Here is a 17,571-nt window from a genome sequence, read left to right as displayed (position 1 = left end):
ACATGACCACAAACAAGAACCGTTTAGAACAATTCTCTAACGAAAAGCTTGTATTTAGGGAGCGATCGCATTGTATCAGCTGTGGTTCCTCTAATCTTCATCCCTTGTGGCAAGGAAAATTTACTGATGAACCTACTCGTTCTTTTCTTAACAGATGTCACTACAGTAAAGATGTAGTGTCGTTGCTGGCAGAGGAAACCTTTTCTTTAGTGCGTTGTGAAACCTGTGGCATGATTTTCCATCAACGGATTCTCACACCACAAGGATTAAACAAGCTGTATGACGAGTGGATTAATGATGCCCAAATTGAACATATGGAAGCACACTATCAAACAGGTAACAAGCGAGATACTCTGTTTGAACGTGGACGGCAATGTATCAAGCATCTGTTGCGTGTCAAGAAACTGGTAGAACCACACACCACTGAACAATTTCGCATTCTAGATTATGGTTGTGGTGATGGATACTTCCTTTGTTTAGCAAGGTTTTTTGGTTTTGATGTCTATGGAATAGATTTCAGTAGAAAGCGTAGCGAACGAGCAGCAAAAATGGGTATCTCTGTTTTCAACAATTTGGAAGCTCTAGAATCTGCTCAGGTCGACAAAGTACATGCTGTGGCACTGTTTCAAGTATTAGAACATCTCGAAGACCCACTGGCAACCTTACGCAAAATAGCAACCACAATTGCTGACAAAGGAATTTTAATCGTTGAAGTTCCTGACTGTCGAGGAATTAGTCAACCTCAAAATTTTGCACAATTTCATGCTGTTCACCCACTTGAACATATCAATGCTTTTACCCCTGTGACATTAAAAAAAATGTGTGAACAAGCTGGATTTATTGCTACGCAACGTATCCCCGCTCATGTCACAACTAGTTTCTTACATATCCTCCGCACAGAAATTAGTCGCTTTATACAGCCCAATCGAACAGCCCTCTATTTTCAACTTCCAGATTGAGAACATTTACCAATTAACAATTACCGAAACCATGAGTGTTCAAGTAGACTGGATAGCCAATAAACAACCAGCAGAAGACACGAGTTTAAGTCTCTGGCAACAAATCAAAGAAGACTGGATAGCCCACGGGCGTGATTGGACTCTACCTGGGTTCCGCAGTGTTGCTGTTCACCGCTTTGGAGTTTGGCGTAAGAAAATCAAACCCAAACTCTTACAAATACCTTTTAGCATTCTCTATCTAATGCTATATCGCAGAATTCGCAATCACTACGGAATTGAACTACTTTACACAGTAAAGCTTGGTCGTCGTGTTGTTATTCACCATCAAGGAACAATCATCATCAACGCCTACGCCTCTATTGATGATGACTGCCAAATTTGTCAAGGAGTTACTCTAGGAAGTCGTTACCCAGATCGTCCCTATGATGCGCCTAGATTGGGTAAAGGAGTTGAAGTTGGCGCTGGTGCGAAAATATTAGGCAATGTTACCATTGGTGACTATGCCAGAATTGGTGCTAATGCCGTGGTTTTATGCGATGTCCCAGCAGGAGCAACGGCAGTTGGTATTCCGGCAAAGATTATTAAGTAGAAGGCAGAGAGGGCAGAAGGGAAAAGGGTAAAGGGTAAAGGATTTTTTAATTCCTTTAATCCTGATTTGAGGCTTACTGACATTGGTGCAAGACCTCCACGGGCAATTATGCCCACAACGAAGGAATGAAAATTTGACTCGTCCTACACCCCCACACCCTTACATTCCTATACCCATTTTCAAGACAGATATCACTCACTCATAGAGGTAGCAGTGTCATGTCAATTAGTCAGCTTTTGGCTGTGTCTAGTAGTGTTGTTCTGTTAATCAGCACTTCAATTTTATTGATTATCTGCCTATTTTTTCTAGTTGAATGTACTGCTGCTTTGTTACCAATCGCTTCTTGGCATCGCACCCATCAATGGCAAGATACTCAAGTTACTGTGTTAGTGCCAGCACATAATGAAGAAGTTGTGATTCGTTCGACGCTGGAAAAACTCATGCCTGCGTTAAAAGCACAAGACCGTTTGATTGTGATTGCCGACAATTGTAGTGATGCGACAGCTGAGATTGCGCGTAGTCTAGGTGCTACAGTGATTGAACGCCATGACTCCATCTGTAAAGGTAAAGGATACGCTCTAGACTACGGCTTACGGTTTATAGAGTTTGAACCACCAGACGTAGTTGTGATTATCGATGCCGATTGTACAGTGTATCCGGGTGCGATCGCTCAACTGAGTGAATGTGCGATCGCCACAAACCGACCAGTGCAAGCTACTTATTTAATGCTGAGACAGAAAAACTCTCACTCATCAAAAGACCTTGTTTCTCAATTTTCGATCATCATCAAAAACTTAGTTCGTCCTTTAGGTTCAACTCGCTTAGGAATGCCTTGCTTGTTGTATGGTACAGGCATGGCTTTCCCCTGGTCAGTCATTTGCTCAGTCAATCTCGCAAGCGGTCACATTGTCGAAGACTTAAAACTAGGCTTGGATTTGACGATTGCAGGACACAAACCACTATTTTGTCTAGAAGCAAAAGTTACTGGCTATTTACCACAGCAGTTACAAGCTGCCAAGACCCAAAAGACTCGCTGGGAACACGGTCATTTGCAAATTATGCAGACTTACGTTCCCCTGTTGCTGAAAGAAGCAATCTCTCAAAAAAGGCTGGATTTGTTGGTCAGCGCTCTAGATTTATGCATACCACCTCTATCTTTGTTAGTAATGATTTGGTCAGTATTGATGAACTTTTCTCTACTTTATGGAGTACTAGCAGGAACATGGATACCAGTAATCATAATTATCTTCTCTGGATTGTGTTTCTTGATATCAATCTTTATAGCTTGGAGTAAGTTCGCCTATCAAGACTTACCTTTACACGAGCTTTTAACAATTCCTTTCTATATTTTTTGGAAGCTTCCTGTGTATTTTAATTTTCTAGTTCAGCCTCAACGCCTATGGATTCGTACCGAAAGAGACAAAATATCATAATTAAGTTTAAAAAAACCTCACCCCCTACCCCTCTCCTTAGTAAGGAGAGGGGTGCCGAAGGCGGGGTGAGGTTAAACAGGAATTAAAATTAATCATACGAACTCAATGTTGTAAATATACATATAACCAAATTTATCTTTCTTTAGATAAAACTAAATGATATCAAGTCCGGCTAATTGCCTACTAGATAAAGCTTGGGCATTAGGCATTGGAAAATTATTAGTATCTTAATTACCCATTACCAATTACCAATTACCAATTACCAATTACCCATTATCAATTACCGATCTCGACGAATAATACCAGTTTTCAAGCAAAATGATATGAATCATCAAAAAATTATCGAAAAATATCTAAAAGTTGCTGAGAAAGGGTTGTTTATTTTAGGCTTAAGTTTTTTCTCAGGAATATTTAGCCCTGAATCAATGGGTACAGTTCTACCTGAAATCTTTGTCACATTTATCAGATTCTCACTTTGGGGAATATTTACCTTTCTTGTTTTTCTGGTTTGGCAAGATGCGATCGCGATCATTAATCGTAACAAAATACTTTTTATATTATCGGTATTAGCTTATTTTTCATTTATCTGGTCAGAGTTTCCAGACTATACCTTACTTAATGCTAGAGATATCTGGATGATGACCACTTTTAGTTTATATTTTGCTATCAGATTTAGCTTTAAAGAGCAAATTAAAATTATTACCTATACTCTATTAATAGGTATGTTTCTGAGCTTCATTTTTGTATACGCATTTCCTGGTATTGGTAGGCATTGGGTAGATCACCCAGGAGCTTGGAAAGGTGTATATGGACATAAAAATTATCTTGGTAGCTTGATGGTTTTAAGTTCATTAGCTTTTTTATCTTTATCAAAAGATAGCTTAATGATATACAGATGGGGTGGTTTTGCTTTATCATTAATTTTTATATTATTGTCAACTTCTAGAACTTCTTTAGTTCTCTCTTTCCTACTCTTATTAATCATTAGTTTCTATAAAAATTTTCGTTGGCGAGGAAAAGTCAGTGTTATTTTCCTCGATATTACAATTCTATTTGTAGGATGCATTTCTTTACTCATTTTTACTTATTGGGTAGAACTAATTACAGGTTTAGGCAGAGATCCAACTATCACAGGCAGGACAATTATTTGGGAAATAGCATTAAATCGATTAATGGAAAGACCATTCTTAGGCTATGGACGTGGTGCATTTTGGGCTCCTAAAAGTAATTACGCATTTGAAGTAACTCAAGCAATTGGTACTGGCTGGGTTCCACCTCATGCTCATAATGGCTTTATTGATACCGCACTTGATGTCGGGTTAGTTGGTTTGTTGTTATTTTTTATTTGTTATTTCATGACTTTTGCTAAAGCTTTAAAATTCGGATATGCTAGTAATAAACCTGAAGAGATTTGGCCTTTAGCATATCTAATATTTTTGATTATCAATAATATTACAGAAAGTTGTTTATTGTATCAACCTAATATTTATTGGGTTTTGTTTATTACGATCGCTTTTACTCTTAGTAAAAAAACTCAGTATGACATATTAGTGTTTCACCCTCCGCAATCGGCTTTATTGAAACAGCCACAAAAGAAACGAACATTTGGCAGCTTCCAAAATATTTGATTAAACGCAGAGGTTTGCAGAGGTTTCCGCATTAGGCACTTCGGCTTCCCGCAGGGTAGGAACGCAGAGTGTGTGTTTTGACTCTTGGCGTCTTGGTGGTTCATGAAATAGGAGATACAAATTTGCACTTAATTGGAGTTGTTGTCATTGGACGTAACGAAGGAAAACGTCTTCACCAATGCTTGCTATCAGCGATTGGAAAAGGAATAACTGTTGTCTATGTTGATTCTGGATCAACAGATACAAGTGTAGCGTTGGCTCGTTTTCTTGGCGTTCATGTTGTGGAACTCGATTTATCTATTCCCTTTACCGCAGGTCGTGCTAGAAATGCTGGATTTGAGTATCTATTGCAAGTCAAGCCAGAAGTTGAATATGTGCAGTTTGTAGATGGAGACTGTTGGATTGTCGAGGGATGGTTAGAAAGAGCAGCATCTGAATTAGATACTTCTCCTGAAGTTGTGGTAGTCTGTGGTCGTCGTCGGGAGGAATTTGCAGAAGACTCTATCTACAACTGCCTGTTAGATATTGAATGGAATACTCCTGTAGGTGAGGCTAAAGCCTGCGGAGGTGATTCCATGATCAGGGTAGAAGCTTTTAAAAATGTAGGAGGTTTCAACTCATCATTGATTGCAGGCGAGGAACCAGAACTGTGTGTGCGCCTACGCCAAGCTGGTGGCAAGATTCTACGTGTTGATGCAGACATGACATGGCATGATGGGCAAATGACTCGTTTTGGTCAGTGGTGGAAACGCTCAGTTCGCAGTGGTTATGGTTATGCAGAAGGTGCTTGGCTACACGGTCGAAGTCCCGAACGACATTGGCTAAAAGAAAGTTTGCGAATTTGGGTATGGAGTTTGGTTTTGCCTTTGTTGGCGATCGCTACTTTCTTCCCAACTCATGGATTAAGCATACTGTTGCTACTAGTAGCTTATCTTTTTTCTGGCTACCGAGCCTACAAGTATACAAGGTGTAGAGGTTTTGCTCCAAAAGATGCGATCGCCTACGGCTTATTTTGTATTTTAGGTAAGTACCCTCAATTAGTTGGTCAGAGCCAATTTTACTTACTCAAGCTATTAAAACGACAGTCAAAAATTGTGGAATACAAAGGAGCATTTTAATGTTGGTTAAGACTTTGACCAAAGCTGCTAATTTTGTCAGCAAACCGAGGGAAGCCAAGCTCAAATCCAACTCTATGAGTGTTGATGGGCAATATAGAAAATCCATTGCGATTGTTGGCTGTGGCTATGTAGCAGATTACTACCTGAAAACACTTTCACTGCATCCACAATTACAGATAGTAGGGGTAATGGATCGAATCAGCGAGCGTGCATACAAGTTGGCTGCATATTATGCTATTCCTCGTGTATACAGTTCCCTCACAGAACTTCTGGATGATGAAGAAGTTGATATTGTCTTAAATTTAACTAATCCTAGCAGTCACTACTGTGTTTCTCAAGCTTGTTTAGCAGCTGGTAAACATGTTTATTCAGAGAAACCTCTAGCAATGCAGATGTGGCAAGCTGAGGAATTAGTCAAATTAGCCCAACAGCAGGGTTTATATCTTTCCTCAGCACCATGCAGTTTGTTAAGTGAAACAGCTCAGACAATTTGGAAAGCACTGCGAGAAAATCAGATTGGTACAGTTCGACTTGTCTATGCTGAAATGGACGACGGACTAGTCCACCTTATGCCTTACAAAAAATGGGTGAGTGAATCTGGTACTCCTTGGCCTTATAAAGATGAGTTTGAAGTTGGCTGTACTTTAGAACATGCTGGCTACTATGTGACATGGCTGACTGCATTCTTTGGGCCTGCACAATTAGTTAGTGCTTTTTCATCCTGTCTGATTCCAGATAAACAAACTGATATACCATTAGATGTGAAAGCTCCAGACTTTTCTGTAGCTTGCATTCAGTTCGCCTCTGGTGTAGTTGCCAGACTAACTTGCAGTATTGTTGCACCCCATGACCACTCTTTAAGAATTATTGGTGATACAGGTATACTCGGCATTCATGATTCTTGGTATTATGGAGCGCCAGTATATATCCGACGCAGTATTAATATTCGCCGCAAGAGACTAGAAGGCGTTTGGAAGCAAAATTATCCCTTAGTCAAGCCTGCTCCCTACCTTGGGCATAAAGGCGCTCAGCGTATGGATTTTTGTCGAGGTGTGGCAGATATGGCAGCTGCAATGGTTGAAAAGCGACCTTGCCGATTATCGCCTGAGTTTTGTTTGCACAACAATGAAATTGTACTAGCAATTCAAAATTCCCTAGATACAGGCTCTCCTTATAAATTAACTACTACATTTGAGTCTATTGAACCAATGCCTTGGGCAAAATAAGTTTTTAAGTATCTGATGTGAATTAGAACTGCGCTAAAGTTTACGTTTTAGAAATCGACCACCAATGAACACAGATACACACCGATAATCTATCTGTGTTCATCTGCGAAAAGTTTGTAGACACGGAGTGGCTTAAGGCTAGGGTGCGGAGGTTTCCTCCGTACTCTTACGAGAAGTCGCTTACGCGCCTACGCGCAGCGTCCCGGAGGGAACCTCAAAGCTTTTCAAGACAGTGTTCGCTAATCAAAATCAAACTTTGGACAATTGCCAAAAAACCCTTATATTGCTTCTTCAATTCACATTAAACATAAGTTTGTAAATAGTACTGAGACTATGTGTATATGAAACTACTGATAACAGGGGCATCTGGTTTCCTTGGGCAGTATACTGTTGCTGAGGCACTGCGACGTGGGTTGCAGGTGCGCGCTGTCGTAAGACAAACAAGTAATAAAAATCTGCCCTGGTGCAATCATCCAGGATTGGAATTAGTGCGTATAGATTTACAGGAACAAAAGTTAGATCACCTAGTTAATGCATTGCAGGGTGTAGATGTGGTATTACACATAGCGGGAGCTACAAAGGGCGACTTTGCTACTCAGTATGCCAGTAATGTGGTGGTGACAGAGAAATTACTGAAGGCAATGGTTGTATCAGGGGTGTTGCGACTAGTAGCTGTTAGTTCCTTTTCAGTATTTGATTACCTGCGAATAAAGTCTGGTGCAACCATCACTGAAGATTCGCCGATTGAGTGCGAACCTCTAGTACGGGATGTCTACGCCCAAACGAAGCTGATGCAAGAACAGATTGTGCGTGACTTTGAGGCTAAACATGGCGCAAAGGTGACAATTCTCCGCCCTGGGATGATTTACGGGCGAGGACATTTGTGGAATGCCCTTGTTGGTGCTAAAGTCAGCGATCGCTTTTGGATTCGCATCGGTGCTAACGCCGAAATGCCTCTGGTTTATGTAGAAAACTGTGCAGAAGCGATTGTTACAGCTGCCCAATGTGATGAAGCGATTGGTCAAACTCTGAATATTGTTGATGACGATTTGCCAACACAGAGTATATATGCAGAAAAGTTAGTAAAATTTATGTCATATGCACCTAGTACTATTACCATTAACTGGACGGTAATGCGTGCGCTGGCTCATTCAATTTGGCTGTGTAATCAATTACTTTTAGTCGGTAAGATGCAGCTACCTCACATTCTTATACCAGCAAGATTACACGCCCGCTTCAAGCCTTTACACTATAGCAACACTCGCGCCCAGCAAGTATTGCACTGGAAACCAAAGTATTCATTTGTTAGTGCTTTAGAACGTAGTTGTAGCGATGCCGATCTGTTGCATGTCTAATACCCATTAGAAACATGATTTAAATATAGGGTTTCCTTTCCCCTTTACCCTTTCCCTATCTTCCTTTATCATGAGGTCGATTTTATGCGTATTGCTTACTTAACTGGAGAATATCCTAGAGCAACAGATACATATATCCAGAGAGAAGTTATAACCCTGCGAGAAATGGGTGTGGATGTACACACATTCTCCGTTCGCCGCACACATGATAGACATATGGTTGGGCCAGAACAGAAACAAGAACGCGATCGCACTTTCTACATTCTCCCCCCAAACCCCATTTATTTGCTTTTGGCACATCTGAGTTTACTGCTGGCTTCCCCCAAAAGATATCTCAAGGCAATCAAACTTGCATTCACAACCAGTCAGCCAGGGTTTCGGGGTGGCTTATATCAATTTTTCTACTTCTTAGAAGCAGGTACTCTGGCTCAAGAAATTAAAAAAAGACAAATTAATCATCTACATAACCACATTGCCGAAGCGAGTGGTACTGTTGCCATGTTGGCTGCCCAAATAGGTGGTTTTACGTACAGTTTTACACTTCATGGGCCGTATATTTTCTTGCGTGCCTATCAATGGCGGTTGGACGAAAAAATCAAGCGATCGCTATTTGTATGTTGCATAAGTTACTATGCTCGTAGTCAAGGAATGATTTTTGCACCTATTGAAAAGTGGAAGCAAATGCATATCATTCATTGTGGTATAGACCCAGCATTGTTTGATGTGGTTTCTCACAACGAATCAGGAAAACACCTACTGTTTGTGGGGCGGTTGGCGGAGGCGAAAGGATTACCAATATTACTGGAAAGCTTAACTTTATTAAAACAAACTCATGCAAATATCATTTTAACAATCGTCGGCGATGGCCCAGACCGTCAAAAGTTAGAACAATTGACCGTCGAGTTGGGATTAACTCCAAACGTCAATTTTGTTGGTTATAAATCTCAGGCTGAGGTACGCACCTATTTCCAGCAAACAGATATTTTTGTAATGTCTAGCTTTGCTGAAGGAATACCAGTAGTATTAATGGAAGCAATGGCAGCTGGTGTGCCTGTGGTGGCTACCCAGATAGCAGGCATCAGTGAATTAGTAGAAAATGGCGTAAATGGCTACCTTGTTCCACCTGGTGAACCCAATATACTAGCGGAGCGGATAGGGAAATTACTGAGTAATCATCTGCTTCGAGCAAAATTTAGCACAGCAGGTAGAGCTAAAGTAGAGACAGATTTTAACATCCACAATGAAGTTGCACGATTGCATCGCCTCATGACAAGTGCTTTGAAAGGACATGTAGAACCAATTCGCCCCAATCTTCCAGAAAATCAAGTTTCCTTGATGGCATCTGTTTAATCTCTGGACGTACGCACAGCAGTTTCTCCTAGAGTAGGGCTTTTACAGATATTCCAACTTGTGTATTTCCTTTTGAAAATATGACCTCTATAAAAAAACTTGCCATTCGTGGAGCAATCTGGACTATTATTGGTTTCGGAAGTATTCAAATTCTACGATTTGGCAATAATCTAATTTTGACTCGCCTGCTACAACCAGAATTTTTTGGTTTGATGGCTTTAGTAAATACCCTAAGGATGGGTTTAGAACTTTTTTCAGATATAGGTGTTGCACAAAATATAGTTAATAGCAAAAGAGGTGATGATCCTACTTTTTTAAATACTATTTGGACTCTGCAAGTAATTCGTGGTGCAGTCATTTGGTTTTTTGGTCTAATTCTTGCGTTTCCAATAGCCCATTTTTACAACGACCAACGTTTACTATGGTTAATTCCGATTGTTGTATTTACTTCATTTATTGAAGGCTTTAACTCTACCAGTTTACATACTCTGCATCGTCAGATGAAACTGGGTAAACTTTCTATTTATGAGCTTCTTTTTCAGGCATGTTATTTCTCTACGCTTATAGGCTTAGTTTGGTTATATCCAACTGTCTGGTCTTTGGGAATTGCAATAGTAATTTCAGGAATATATAAATTGATTAGTAGCTATTGGTTAATTCCGAATTATTCTAATCGTTTTGCATGGGAACCAAAAGCAGTTAAAGAAATTCTTTCTTTTAGTAAGTGGATGTTTATCGCATCAACATTAATGTTTGCTGCTGAACAAACTGACCGCCTTGTTTTGGCTAAGTTATTATCATTTGAAATCTTAGGTATATACACAGTAGCGTATACTCTAGCCAGTATTCCTCGAGATGTAATCAGACAACTTAGCTTTAGAGTTATTTTTCCTGCAATCTCCCAACAATCTCACTTACCAAGGGCTACTTTGCGGCAAAAAATTCTGCCTCAACGGCGATTAATTCTATTAGGGTCTGCAATTATATTGGCAACGTTAATAACTATTGGAGATTTAGTAGTTGCATTTTTATATGACCGAAGATACGCAACAGCTACTTGGATGATGCCTGTTTTATGTAGTGGCATTTGGTTTTCTTTACTATTTTATACTAGTAGTCCTGCTTTGTTAGCTATTGGGAAGCCCCTGTATTCAGCCCAGAGTAATTTTGCGAGATTCGGCATCATAGCTTTGGGTGTACCTTTAGCATATCAAAGCTTCAGCGTATTAGGAGCAATTATTGTTATTGCATTTAGTGATTTACCTTTATATGTAGTTAATCTATATGGACTCTGGCGGGAAAAACTTTCTTGTTTTATTCAAGATATGCAAACTACTGCTTTTTTTCTCGGTGTACTAGCTTTATTTTTAATAATTAGGAATTCTTGGGGATTTGGTCTGCCAATTCAATCATTATTCTAAATAAGAATTCTGATGCGATCGCCTGCAAGCCCAAATTTATTTGGTTACATGCCCGCAGTTTACTAGCGGGCAGTGATTAGTTTAGTCTAACAATATTTATCCTAAAGGCTGAACTTTTTGCTGTTGGTAACGTTCTTTAAACATCTTTTGCTGTAGTTTATGATCCACAATTGGAACAGGATAATCAACAGCCTGACGTTCTAAAGGCGTAATTTTACCAGTAACTAAATACTCGGTATCAAACGAACGCAACTCAGGAACCCATTGCCGAATGTATTCACCTTCTGGATCAAACTTTTGTGCTTGACTAGCCGGGTTAAAAATACGTACTGGCTTAGGGTCCATGCCACTAGAAGCACTCCATTGCCAACCGCCATTATTTGCAGATAAATCACCATCAATTAGTTTCTGCATGAAGTATTTTTCCCCCATTTGGGGATTAATGAGCAAATCTTTAGTCAAGAAATTGGCAACAATCATCCGACAACGGTTGTGCATCCAGCCAATTTCATTCATCTGACGCATCGCTGCATCAACGATAGGATAACCAGTTCTACCCTCACACCAAGCTTGGAAATATTCTTGGTTAATCTCCCAAGGAAAATTTTTGAAGGCTTCGCGGTAAGCACCTTCTGCTAATTCGGGAAAATTATACATAGCGTGTTGATAAAATTCCCGCCATGCTAATTCCTGTTGCCAAGCGCGGATATTGGTTTGTGTTTCTTCGCTGCGACTGTTTTGGCAAGCTTCTTGTGTAGCTTGCCAAACTTTGCGAATGCCGATCGCACCAAATTTTAATGCTGCACTCAAGCGAGATGTACCGTCAACTGCTGGGAAATTTCGCTGTTCTTGATATTCGTTAATAGCGCGATCACAAAATTCTTCTAAGCGTTCTTGTGCTGCTTCTTCTCCTGGGGCAATAATCAATTCTCCATCCCAGACGAATCCTAAATCTTTAGCTGAGGGTAGTGCAATAGCTCCAACACTTTTGGCAATTTCTGTTTCTTTTTCTGTTAAACCCTCAGCATTTTCTAGAGTTTCTAGTGGTTCTGCCTTTGGTTTGCTAATCCAATTTTTCCAAAAAGGTGTGTAAACAGTGTAGGGTTGATTGGAACCAGTACGAATATCTTCTGGTGCGTGCAAAATCTGATCCCAGTTGTTTTCCAGGAACTCAATACCTTTTTCTTTGAGTGCAGATATTATGGTGCGATCGCGTTCTTGAGAGTAGGGTTCCACATCCCAATTCCAGAACACAGCCTTTGCATCTAATGCTGCTGCTAGCGCTGGAATTGCTTGTGTCGGATCAGCGTGGAGTATCAATAACTGGCTACCAGCTTGTGCATATCGTTGTTGTAGTGCTTGCAAACAACCAACCATGTAAGTCACTCGCACAGGTGCGACATCATCCCGTTCTAGAATATTTGGATCAAGGCAAAATACACCGACAACTTTTGCACTACGTTGTCGTGCGGTGGCAAGTCCAGTATTATCAGAAATGCGTAAATCGCGACGATGCCAAAACAAAATTAAGTCAGACATTCACTCATCTAAATAGTTCGCTTGTACTAGATTAGACCTAATAGTGCTAATTAGCATCAGTCTGCGGAAAAGTTCTGCTGTTTAGGGAAGGGTGGGGTAAATTTTCTATCCTCTGTGCTGCCAAGGTATAAAGTAGGGGTGGGTGAGTCATAAACTTGAGGAGAAAACTGTATGGCAACTTACCAACCAAAACCGGAAGCGATCGCTACTGAAGAACTGATCAATGAACTGGTGACAGATACCGCAACTATCAACCATGTAGAAGTGATTGAAAACGTGATTGATTCTCTGGAACAAAATGACAGTGCTATGGTTAGCCAGTCTCCAGAGGGTAATTACCTCTGGAAATTTACTTATGGCAGTGTAGAAGTTTTTGTCCAGCTTACAGGCACAACAGATGAAGATACGATCACAGTGTGGTCTCCAGTACTAAAGTTACCTGCTAAAGATGAACCTAAACTAATGCGACAATTATTAGAGATGAACTGCTCTAGCACTTTTGAATCTCGTTTTGGCATTATTGAAAATCAAGTAGTTGTACTAGCTACGCGCACCTTAGCAGAGTTGTCTGCTAGCGAAGTCTCACGCCTGATAACAGTTGTGGCAACAATCGCCGATAATAACGACGAAACTTTACACTCAGAATTTGGTATAGCATAAGTAATTTTGTGGGGATTTGCTGTATAAATGCATAGCAACCAGATTTGGCGACTAATTCCTTTACTAGAAGCTTCTGGCAATATCCAGATGGCTATAGATCATTGGTTATTAGAACAGCACTTATCGGGACAGCATCCCCCTTCTTTGCGATTTTACACTTGGTCGCCAGTCACTATTTCCCTTGGCTATCATCAACACAAATATCCTCAACACTGGCAGAATTTAACTTGGCAAGGTCAAAAAGTAGACTTGGTACGGCGTTCCACTGGGGGACGGGCAGTTTTGCACCAAGGTGATTTAACTTACGCCGTCGTCACATCTGGACTCAGTGGTAGTCGCATAGAGGCGTACCAAAAAATCTGTGAGTTTTTAATTCAAGGATGGCGGCAGCTTGGCATAGATTTACACTATGGTAGCGCTGGTCGGGGTTACATTCACAACCCAGACTGTTTCAGTACTGCTACTAGTGCAGATCTAATTACACAAGATGGTTATAAACTCATCGGTAGCGCCCAGTTGCGACGTGGTGGGGCAATCTTGCAACATGGTTCAATGCGTTTGCAACCAGATATAGATTTATTTACCAAAGTATTTGGCGCTAAGTCATTTAGTTCAGTGCAAATTCTGCACAATTTGAGCATAGACAAGATTATTGCAGTTTTACTTGCTACTGCTAGTGATTGCTTTGATATCCAGTTTGCTGTGCAACCATTCTCTGAAGATGAGTGGCAAGCAATTTTGGCATTAAATACTAAACTGTATAGTCCATAATAACTTTAACTTGCTTAGCAATAATGATATTCATTATGAAGGGGCTAGCCCCTTCAGCTTCCTTGCTGGCCTTTTCCATGCAGTCGGCGGTATTGTATTGCCGCAGCAGTCGTTTGTCTTGTGTATGTACTCTGCTACGGCGACCAAAATGTAAACGAGAGAATATATTTTTTGCTGCTTAGCGATCGGTCATTTGCTCCAGTTTTTCAGGATACCGAGCGCCTTGTACCGTTATCCTTGAGGCCGCATCATCAATGTCACGCAGATCGTCGGGCGTGAGTTCGACTGAGACTGCCCCGATATTTTCGTCCAAGCGATGCTGTTTCGTGGTACCCGGAATCGGCACGATCCACGGCTTTTGGGCAAGCAGCCAGGCAAGCGCGATCTGAGCGGGTGTCGCCTGCTTCCGTTGGGCGATGCTGCCGAGCAGATTAATCAGGGCTTGATTCGCCTTGAGCGCCTCCTTAGTGAAGCGAGGCAAGGTGCTACGGAAGTCGGAGCTATCGAAGTTCGCGTTTTCGTCGATCTTGCCCGTGAGAAAGCCCCTACCCAACGGGCTGTAGGGGACAAAGCCGATGCCAAGTTCCTCAAGGGTCGGTATCACTTCCGCTTCAGGCTTTCTCCACCACAGTGAGTATTCGCTCTGGAGTGCCGTTACGGGTTGAACGGCATGTGCGCGGCGAATCGTTTGCACGCCTGCTTCAGAAAGCCCGAAATGCTTCACCTTACCTTCCTGAATTAACTCCTTGACTGCTCCCGCCACATCTTCAATTGGTGCGTTCGGGTCAACTCGGTGCTGATAGAGCAGGTCGATCACCTCCACCTTAAGTCGCTTGAGTGAACCCTCCACGGCTTCCCTAATATGCTCCGGTCGGCTATTCAGTCCGGGTGAACCCTTCATACCACGAGGATCGGATTTTGGACTGATGTCGAACCCAAATTTGGTGGCGATGACCACTTGCCCACGGAAAGGAGCGAGGGCTTTGCCAACAAGTTCTTCGTTGGTGAATGGACCGTAGACCTCAGCAGTGTCAAAGAATGTAATGCCACGATCAACAGCGGCTCCCAGAAGAGCGGTCATCTCCTGCGTGTCTTTGGGTGGGCCATAAGAAAAGCTCATTCCCATGCAGCCAAGTCCAATCGCCGAGACTTCTAAGTTGCTTTTTCCAAGTTTACGTTTTTGCATTGTTACTCCTTCAAGGTTTTACCTAGGTTTATTCAGATTTAAGTGATGCTATATTGATACAGAAGCGGTACTTCACATCGGACTTGAGCAGTCGCTCGTAGGCTTCGTTGACCTTCTGGATGGGGATGACTTCGACATCGGCAGTGATGTTGTGCTTGCCGCAAAAGTCGAGCATCTCCTGGGTTTCGGCGATGTCACCGATATTTGAGCCACAGAGACTTATGATGTCTCAATAAACTTCTGCTGCGTGGTGTGTAAAAATGCCTGCTCAAAAGATCTTGGGCTGATGGCGATTGCCTCAGTCTTCGTCATTACTTTCTCCTGCCGGAGTTGGTGAGTCAGCTTCTTTAAGGGCGTACCATGACTTTGATTGCTTCCCGACTATCCATTGCAGCGTACCCTCTGGGAACACCATCGAGATCGACGGTTAAATCGAGGACAGCAGAGGCGTTGAGTTTGCCTGCCACTGTATCGGCTAACAATTGTGGAATGTAAGCACGGACGGGTGCAACACCGCCTCGCAAGGTGATGTTATTCATAAATAAACGGTTCAGATTGAAATTCTGGCCGCTGCCGTGCGGCACACCGACATACCCGATCGCTCCACCGGGACGCGCAATGCCGATCGCTGTTGCCATTGCAGACTGGTTGCCCACACACTCCAGTACCGACTCTGCACCACCTTGGGTCATCTCTTTCACCGCCGCGATCGCTTCTTCCCCTCGACTGCTGACAACATCCGTTGCACCAAACCGTCGTGCAATCTCCAGCCGCGATGTGTGCCGCCCCAGGATAATGATGCGTTCAGCACCGAGACGTTTGGCAGCAAGCACGCCACACAAACCTACTGCCCCATCACCAACGACTGCAACCGTTCTGCCTGTGCGGACTCCTGCTGAGACAGCAGCATGATGACCGGTAGACATCACATCGGTAAGCGGTAGAATGGCGGTGAGGAGGTCATCATCATTCTCAACATCCTTGGGAATGACGACTAATGTGCCATCGGCCAAGGGCGAACGGATGGCTTCTGCTTGTCCACCATCGTTTGTGGTTCCCCAAAAACCACCATGTACGCAAGAAGTTTGAATTCCTTTGTGGCAGAATTCACAGGTGCCATCGGAAAACGCAAAGGGAGCGAGGACGCGATCGCCTTTTTTCAGAGTGCGAACAAGAGAACCAACCTCTTCCACAATTCCCATCCATTCGTGTCCTGTTCGCCAACCGGGTTGCCACTCTTCCTCACCCCGATAGAACCACAGGTCAGATCCGCAGATGCAGGCGTGAGTAATCCGGACAATGGCATCTGTGGGCTGTTGAATTGTGGGATCGGGAACATTTTCAACCCGGACATCACCAGGGGCATAGTAAACGGTTGCTTTCATTGAACAATCTCCGAAGTAAAAAACTAATGCTTACTTTTGTTCGTCAATTACGAGTCTTTAAGGCACTTGGCTCGTGGGTCGGAACAGAATCTCGTTCACATCCACATCCTCCGGCTGGCTCATGGCGAAGGCGACTGCCCCGAACACACTACACCGTTTGACCGCCATCGACGACCAGGGCGTGTCCGACGACGAAGGCAGCCGCGTCCGAACACAGCCAGACAACGGCATTGGCTATTTCTTCGGGCTGGCCCATCCGTCCGATCGGCTCCTGTGCGATTACCTGTTCGCGTCCTTCAGCAGTGCCGCCAGTGAAGCGATCCATCATCGGTGTGTCAATGTAACCGGGGGCAACGGCGTTGACGCGGATGTTCTGCGAGGCGTAGTCGAGAGCCGCCGACTTGGTGAGTCCGATCACGCCGTGTTTTGCGGCGGTATATGCGGCTCCGCCCTTGATGCCTATGACGCCGGCACCCGATGATGTGTTCACGATTGCGCCGCTGCCTTGCTTGAGCATCAGGGGGATTTCATACTTCATGCACAGAAAAACGCCGCGCAGGTCGGTGTCTACGATCCGATCCCACTCTTCCTCTTCGATTTCCGCTGTTACTGCCTTCTTCTGCTCCACACCAGCGTTGTTGAATGCAAAGTCCAGCCGCCCGAAGGTCTCGATAGTCTTGTCCAGAGCCGCCTTCACGTTCTCGGCCCGCGTCACGTCGCACCTAACGACGAGCGCCCGCCCGCCGAGTTCCTCGATCATATGGGCCGTTTCTTGATTGCCCTGTTCTAAAATGTCAGCGACCACCACATTAGCGCCTTCACGTGCAAACGCCAGCGCTGTAGCTCGACCGATGCCGTTCGCTGCTCCGGTCACAAACGCAACCTTTTCTGTATAATTTCCCTTCTCGTTCATTGCCATTTTTTACTCCTTGCGTTGCTTATTCGGGAAGC

The 17,571-nt window shown here is 43.0% G+C and carries 15 protein-coding genes; 11 read left to right on the top strand and 4 right to left on the bottom strand.

What is annotated here, in order from left to right; genetic code table 11:
* Positions 1–2: 2 nt before the first annotated feature.
* From RS893_RS26430 to RS893_RS26390, 9 genes are all read left to right on the top strand, one after another.
* Complete coding sequence (locus RS893_RS26430; protein ID WP_315788571.1) at positions 3–959, top strand: class I SAM-dependent methyltransferase; 957 nt, start codon at positions 3–5, stop codon at positions 957–959.
* Positions 960–990: 31 nt separating this feature from the next.
* Positions 991–1,548 (top strand): serine O-acetyltransferase, encoded by a 558-nt coding sequence (locus tag RS893_RS26425; protein WP_315788570.1) that lies wholly within the window; start codon positions 991–993, stop codon positions 1,546–1,548.
* A 218-nt stretch (positions 1,549–1,766) separates the two neighbouring features.
* Entirely contained in the window at positions 1,767–2,981 is a 1,215-nt protein-coding gene (locus RS893_RS26420) for a glycosyltransferase family 2 protein (RefSeq protein WP_315788569.1), read from the top strand.
* Between the two features lie 323 nt (positions 2,982–3,304).
* Complete coding sequence (locus RS893_RS26415) at positions 3,305–4,609, top strand: O-antigen ligase family protein (protein ID WP_396336390.1); 1,305 nt, start codon at positions 3,305–3,307, stop codon at positions 4,607–4,609.
* Between the two features lie 122 nt (positions 4,610–4,731).
* Positions 4,732–5,727, top strand: a complete 996-nt coding sequence (locus RS893_RS26410) for a glycosyltransferase family A protein (RefSeq protein ID WP_315792107.1) — start codon at positions 4,732–4,734, stop codon at positions 5,725–5,727.
* Entirely contained in the window at positions 5,727–6,953 is a 1,227-nt protein-coding gene (locus tag RS893_RS26405) for a Gfo/Idh/MocA family oxidoreductase (RefSeq protein WP_315788568.1), read from the top strand. Before RS893_RS26410 ends, RS893_RS26405 begins: the two co-directional genes overlap by 1 nt.
* Positions 6,954–7,294: 341 nt before the next feature.
* A complete protein-coding gene (locus RS893_RS26400; protein ID WP_315788567.1) occupies positions 7,295–8,308 on the top strand; it encodes an NAD(P)-dependent oxidoreductase in 1,014 nt (337 codons plus the stop codon).
* Between the two features lie 84 nt (positions 8,309–8,392).
* On the top strand, positions 8,393–9,658 hold the full coding sequence (locus RS893_RS26395) for a glycosyltransferase (RefSeq protein ID WP_315788566.1): 1,266 nt from the start codon (positions 8,393–8,395) through the stop codon (positions 9,656–9,658).
* Positions 9,659–9,738: 80 nt separating this feature from the next.
* Positions 9,739–11,079: an oligosaccharide flippase family protein gene (locus tag RS893_RS26390; protein WP_315788565.1), complete on the top strand. Its 1,341-nt coding sequence runs from the start codon at positions 9,739–9,741 to the stop codon at positions 11,077–11,079.
* Positions 11,080–11,175: 96 nt separating this feature from the next.
* Here RS893_RS26390 and RS893_RS26385 read toward each other — a convergent pair whose 3' ends face one another.
* Positions 11,176–12,618 carry a deoxyribodipyrimidine photo-lyase, 8-HDF type gene (locus RS893_RS26385; protein ID WP_315788564.1) on the bottom strand — a complete coding sequence of 481 codons (1,443 nt, stop codon included), beginning with the start codon at positions 12,616–12,618 and terminating at the stop codon, positions 11,176–11,178.
* Between the two features lie 171 nt (positions 12,619–12,789).
* Between RS893_RS26385 and RS893_RS26380 the strand changes: the two genes are divergently transcribed.
* Positions 12,790–13,278: a YbjN domain-containing protein gene (locus RS893_RS26380; RefSeq protein WP_315788563.1), complete on the top strand. Its 489-nt coding sequence runs from the start codon at positions 12,790–12,792 to the stop codon at positions 13,276–13,278.
* A 27-nt stretch (positions 13,279–13,305) separates the two neighbouring features.
* The gene (locus RS893_RS26375; RefSeq protein WP_315788562.1) at positions 13,306–14,049 is read left to right on the top strand and encodes a biotin/lipoate A/B protein ligase family protein; all 744 of its coding nucleotides are present in this window, start codon (positions 13,306–13,308) and stop codon (positions 14,047–14,049) included.
* A 178-nt stretch (positions 14,050–14,227) separates the two neighbouring features.
* Here RS893_RS26375 and RS893_RS26370 read toward each other — a convergent pair whose 3' ends face one another.
* The 3 genes from RS893_RS26370 to RS893_RS26360 all read right to left on the bottom strand — a co-directional run bounded on the left by RS893_RS26370 (position 14,228) and on the right by RS893_RS26360 (position 17,539).
* Positions 14,228–15,235, bottom strand: coding sequence for an aldo/keto reductase (locus RS893_RS26370; RefSeq protein WP_315788561.1), 1,008 nt, complete (start codon positions 15,233–15,235; stop codon positions 14,228–14,230).
* A 347-nt stretch (positions 15,236–15,582) separates the two neighbouring features.
* Entirely contained in the window at positions 15,583–16,620 is a 1,038-nt protein-coding gene (locus tag RS893_RS26365) for a zinc-dependent alcohol dehydrogenase family protein (protein ID WP_315788560.1), read from the bottom strand.
* Positions 16,621–16,768: 148 nt separating this feature from the next.
* Positions 16,769–17,539 carry an SDR family oxidoreductase gene (locus tag RS893_RS26360; protein ID WP_315788559.1) on the bottom strand — a complete coding sequence of 257 codons (771 nt, stop codon included), beginning with the start codon at positions 17,537–17,539 and terminating at the stop codon, positions 16,769–16,771.
* Between the last annotated feature and the right edge of the window lie 32 nt (positions 17,540–17,571).

The organism is Fischerella sp. JS2 (assembly GCF_032393985.1).
In the GTDB taxonomy this organism is placed as follows: Bacteria; Cyanobacteriota; Cyanobacteriia; order Cyanobacteriales; family Nostocaceae; genus Fischerella.
Note: the sequence above shows the minus strand (reverse complement) of the source record. Positions and strands in the feature narration are given on the sequence as shown.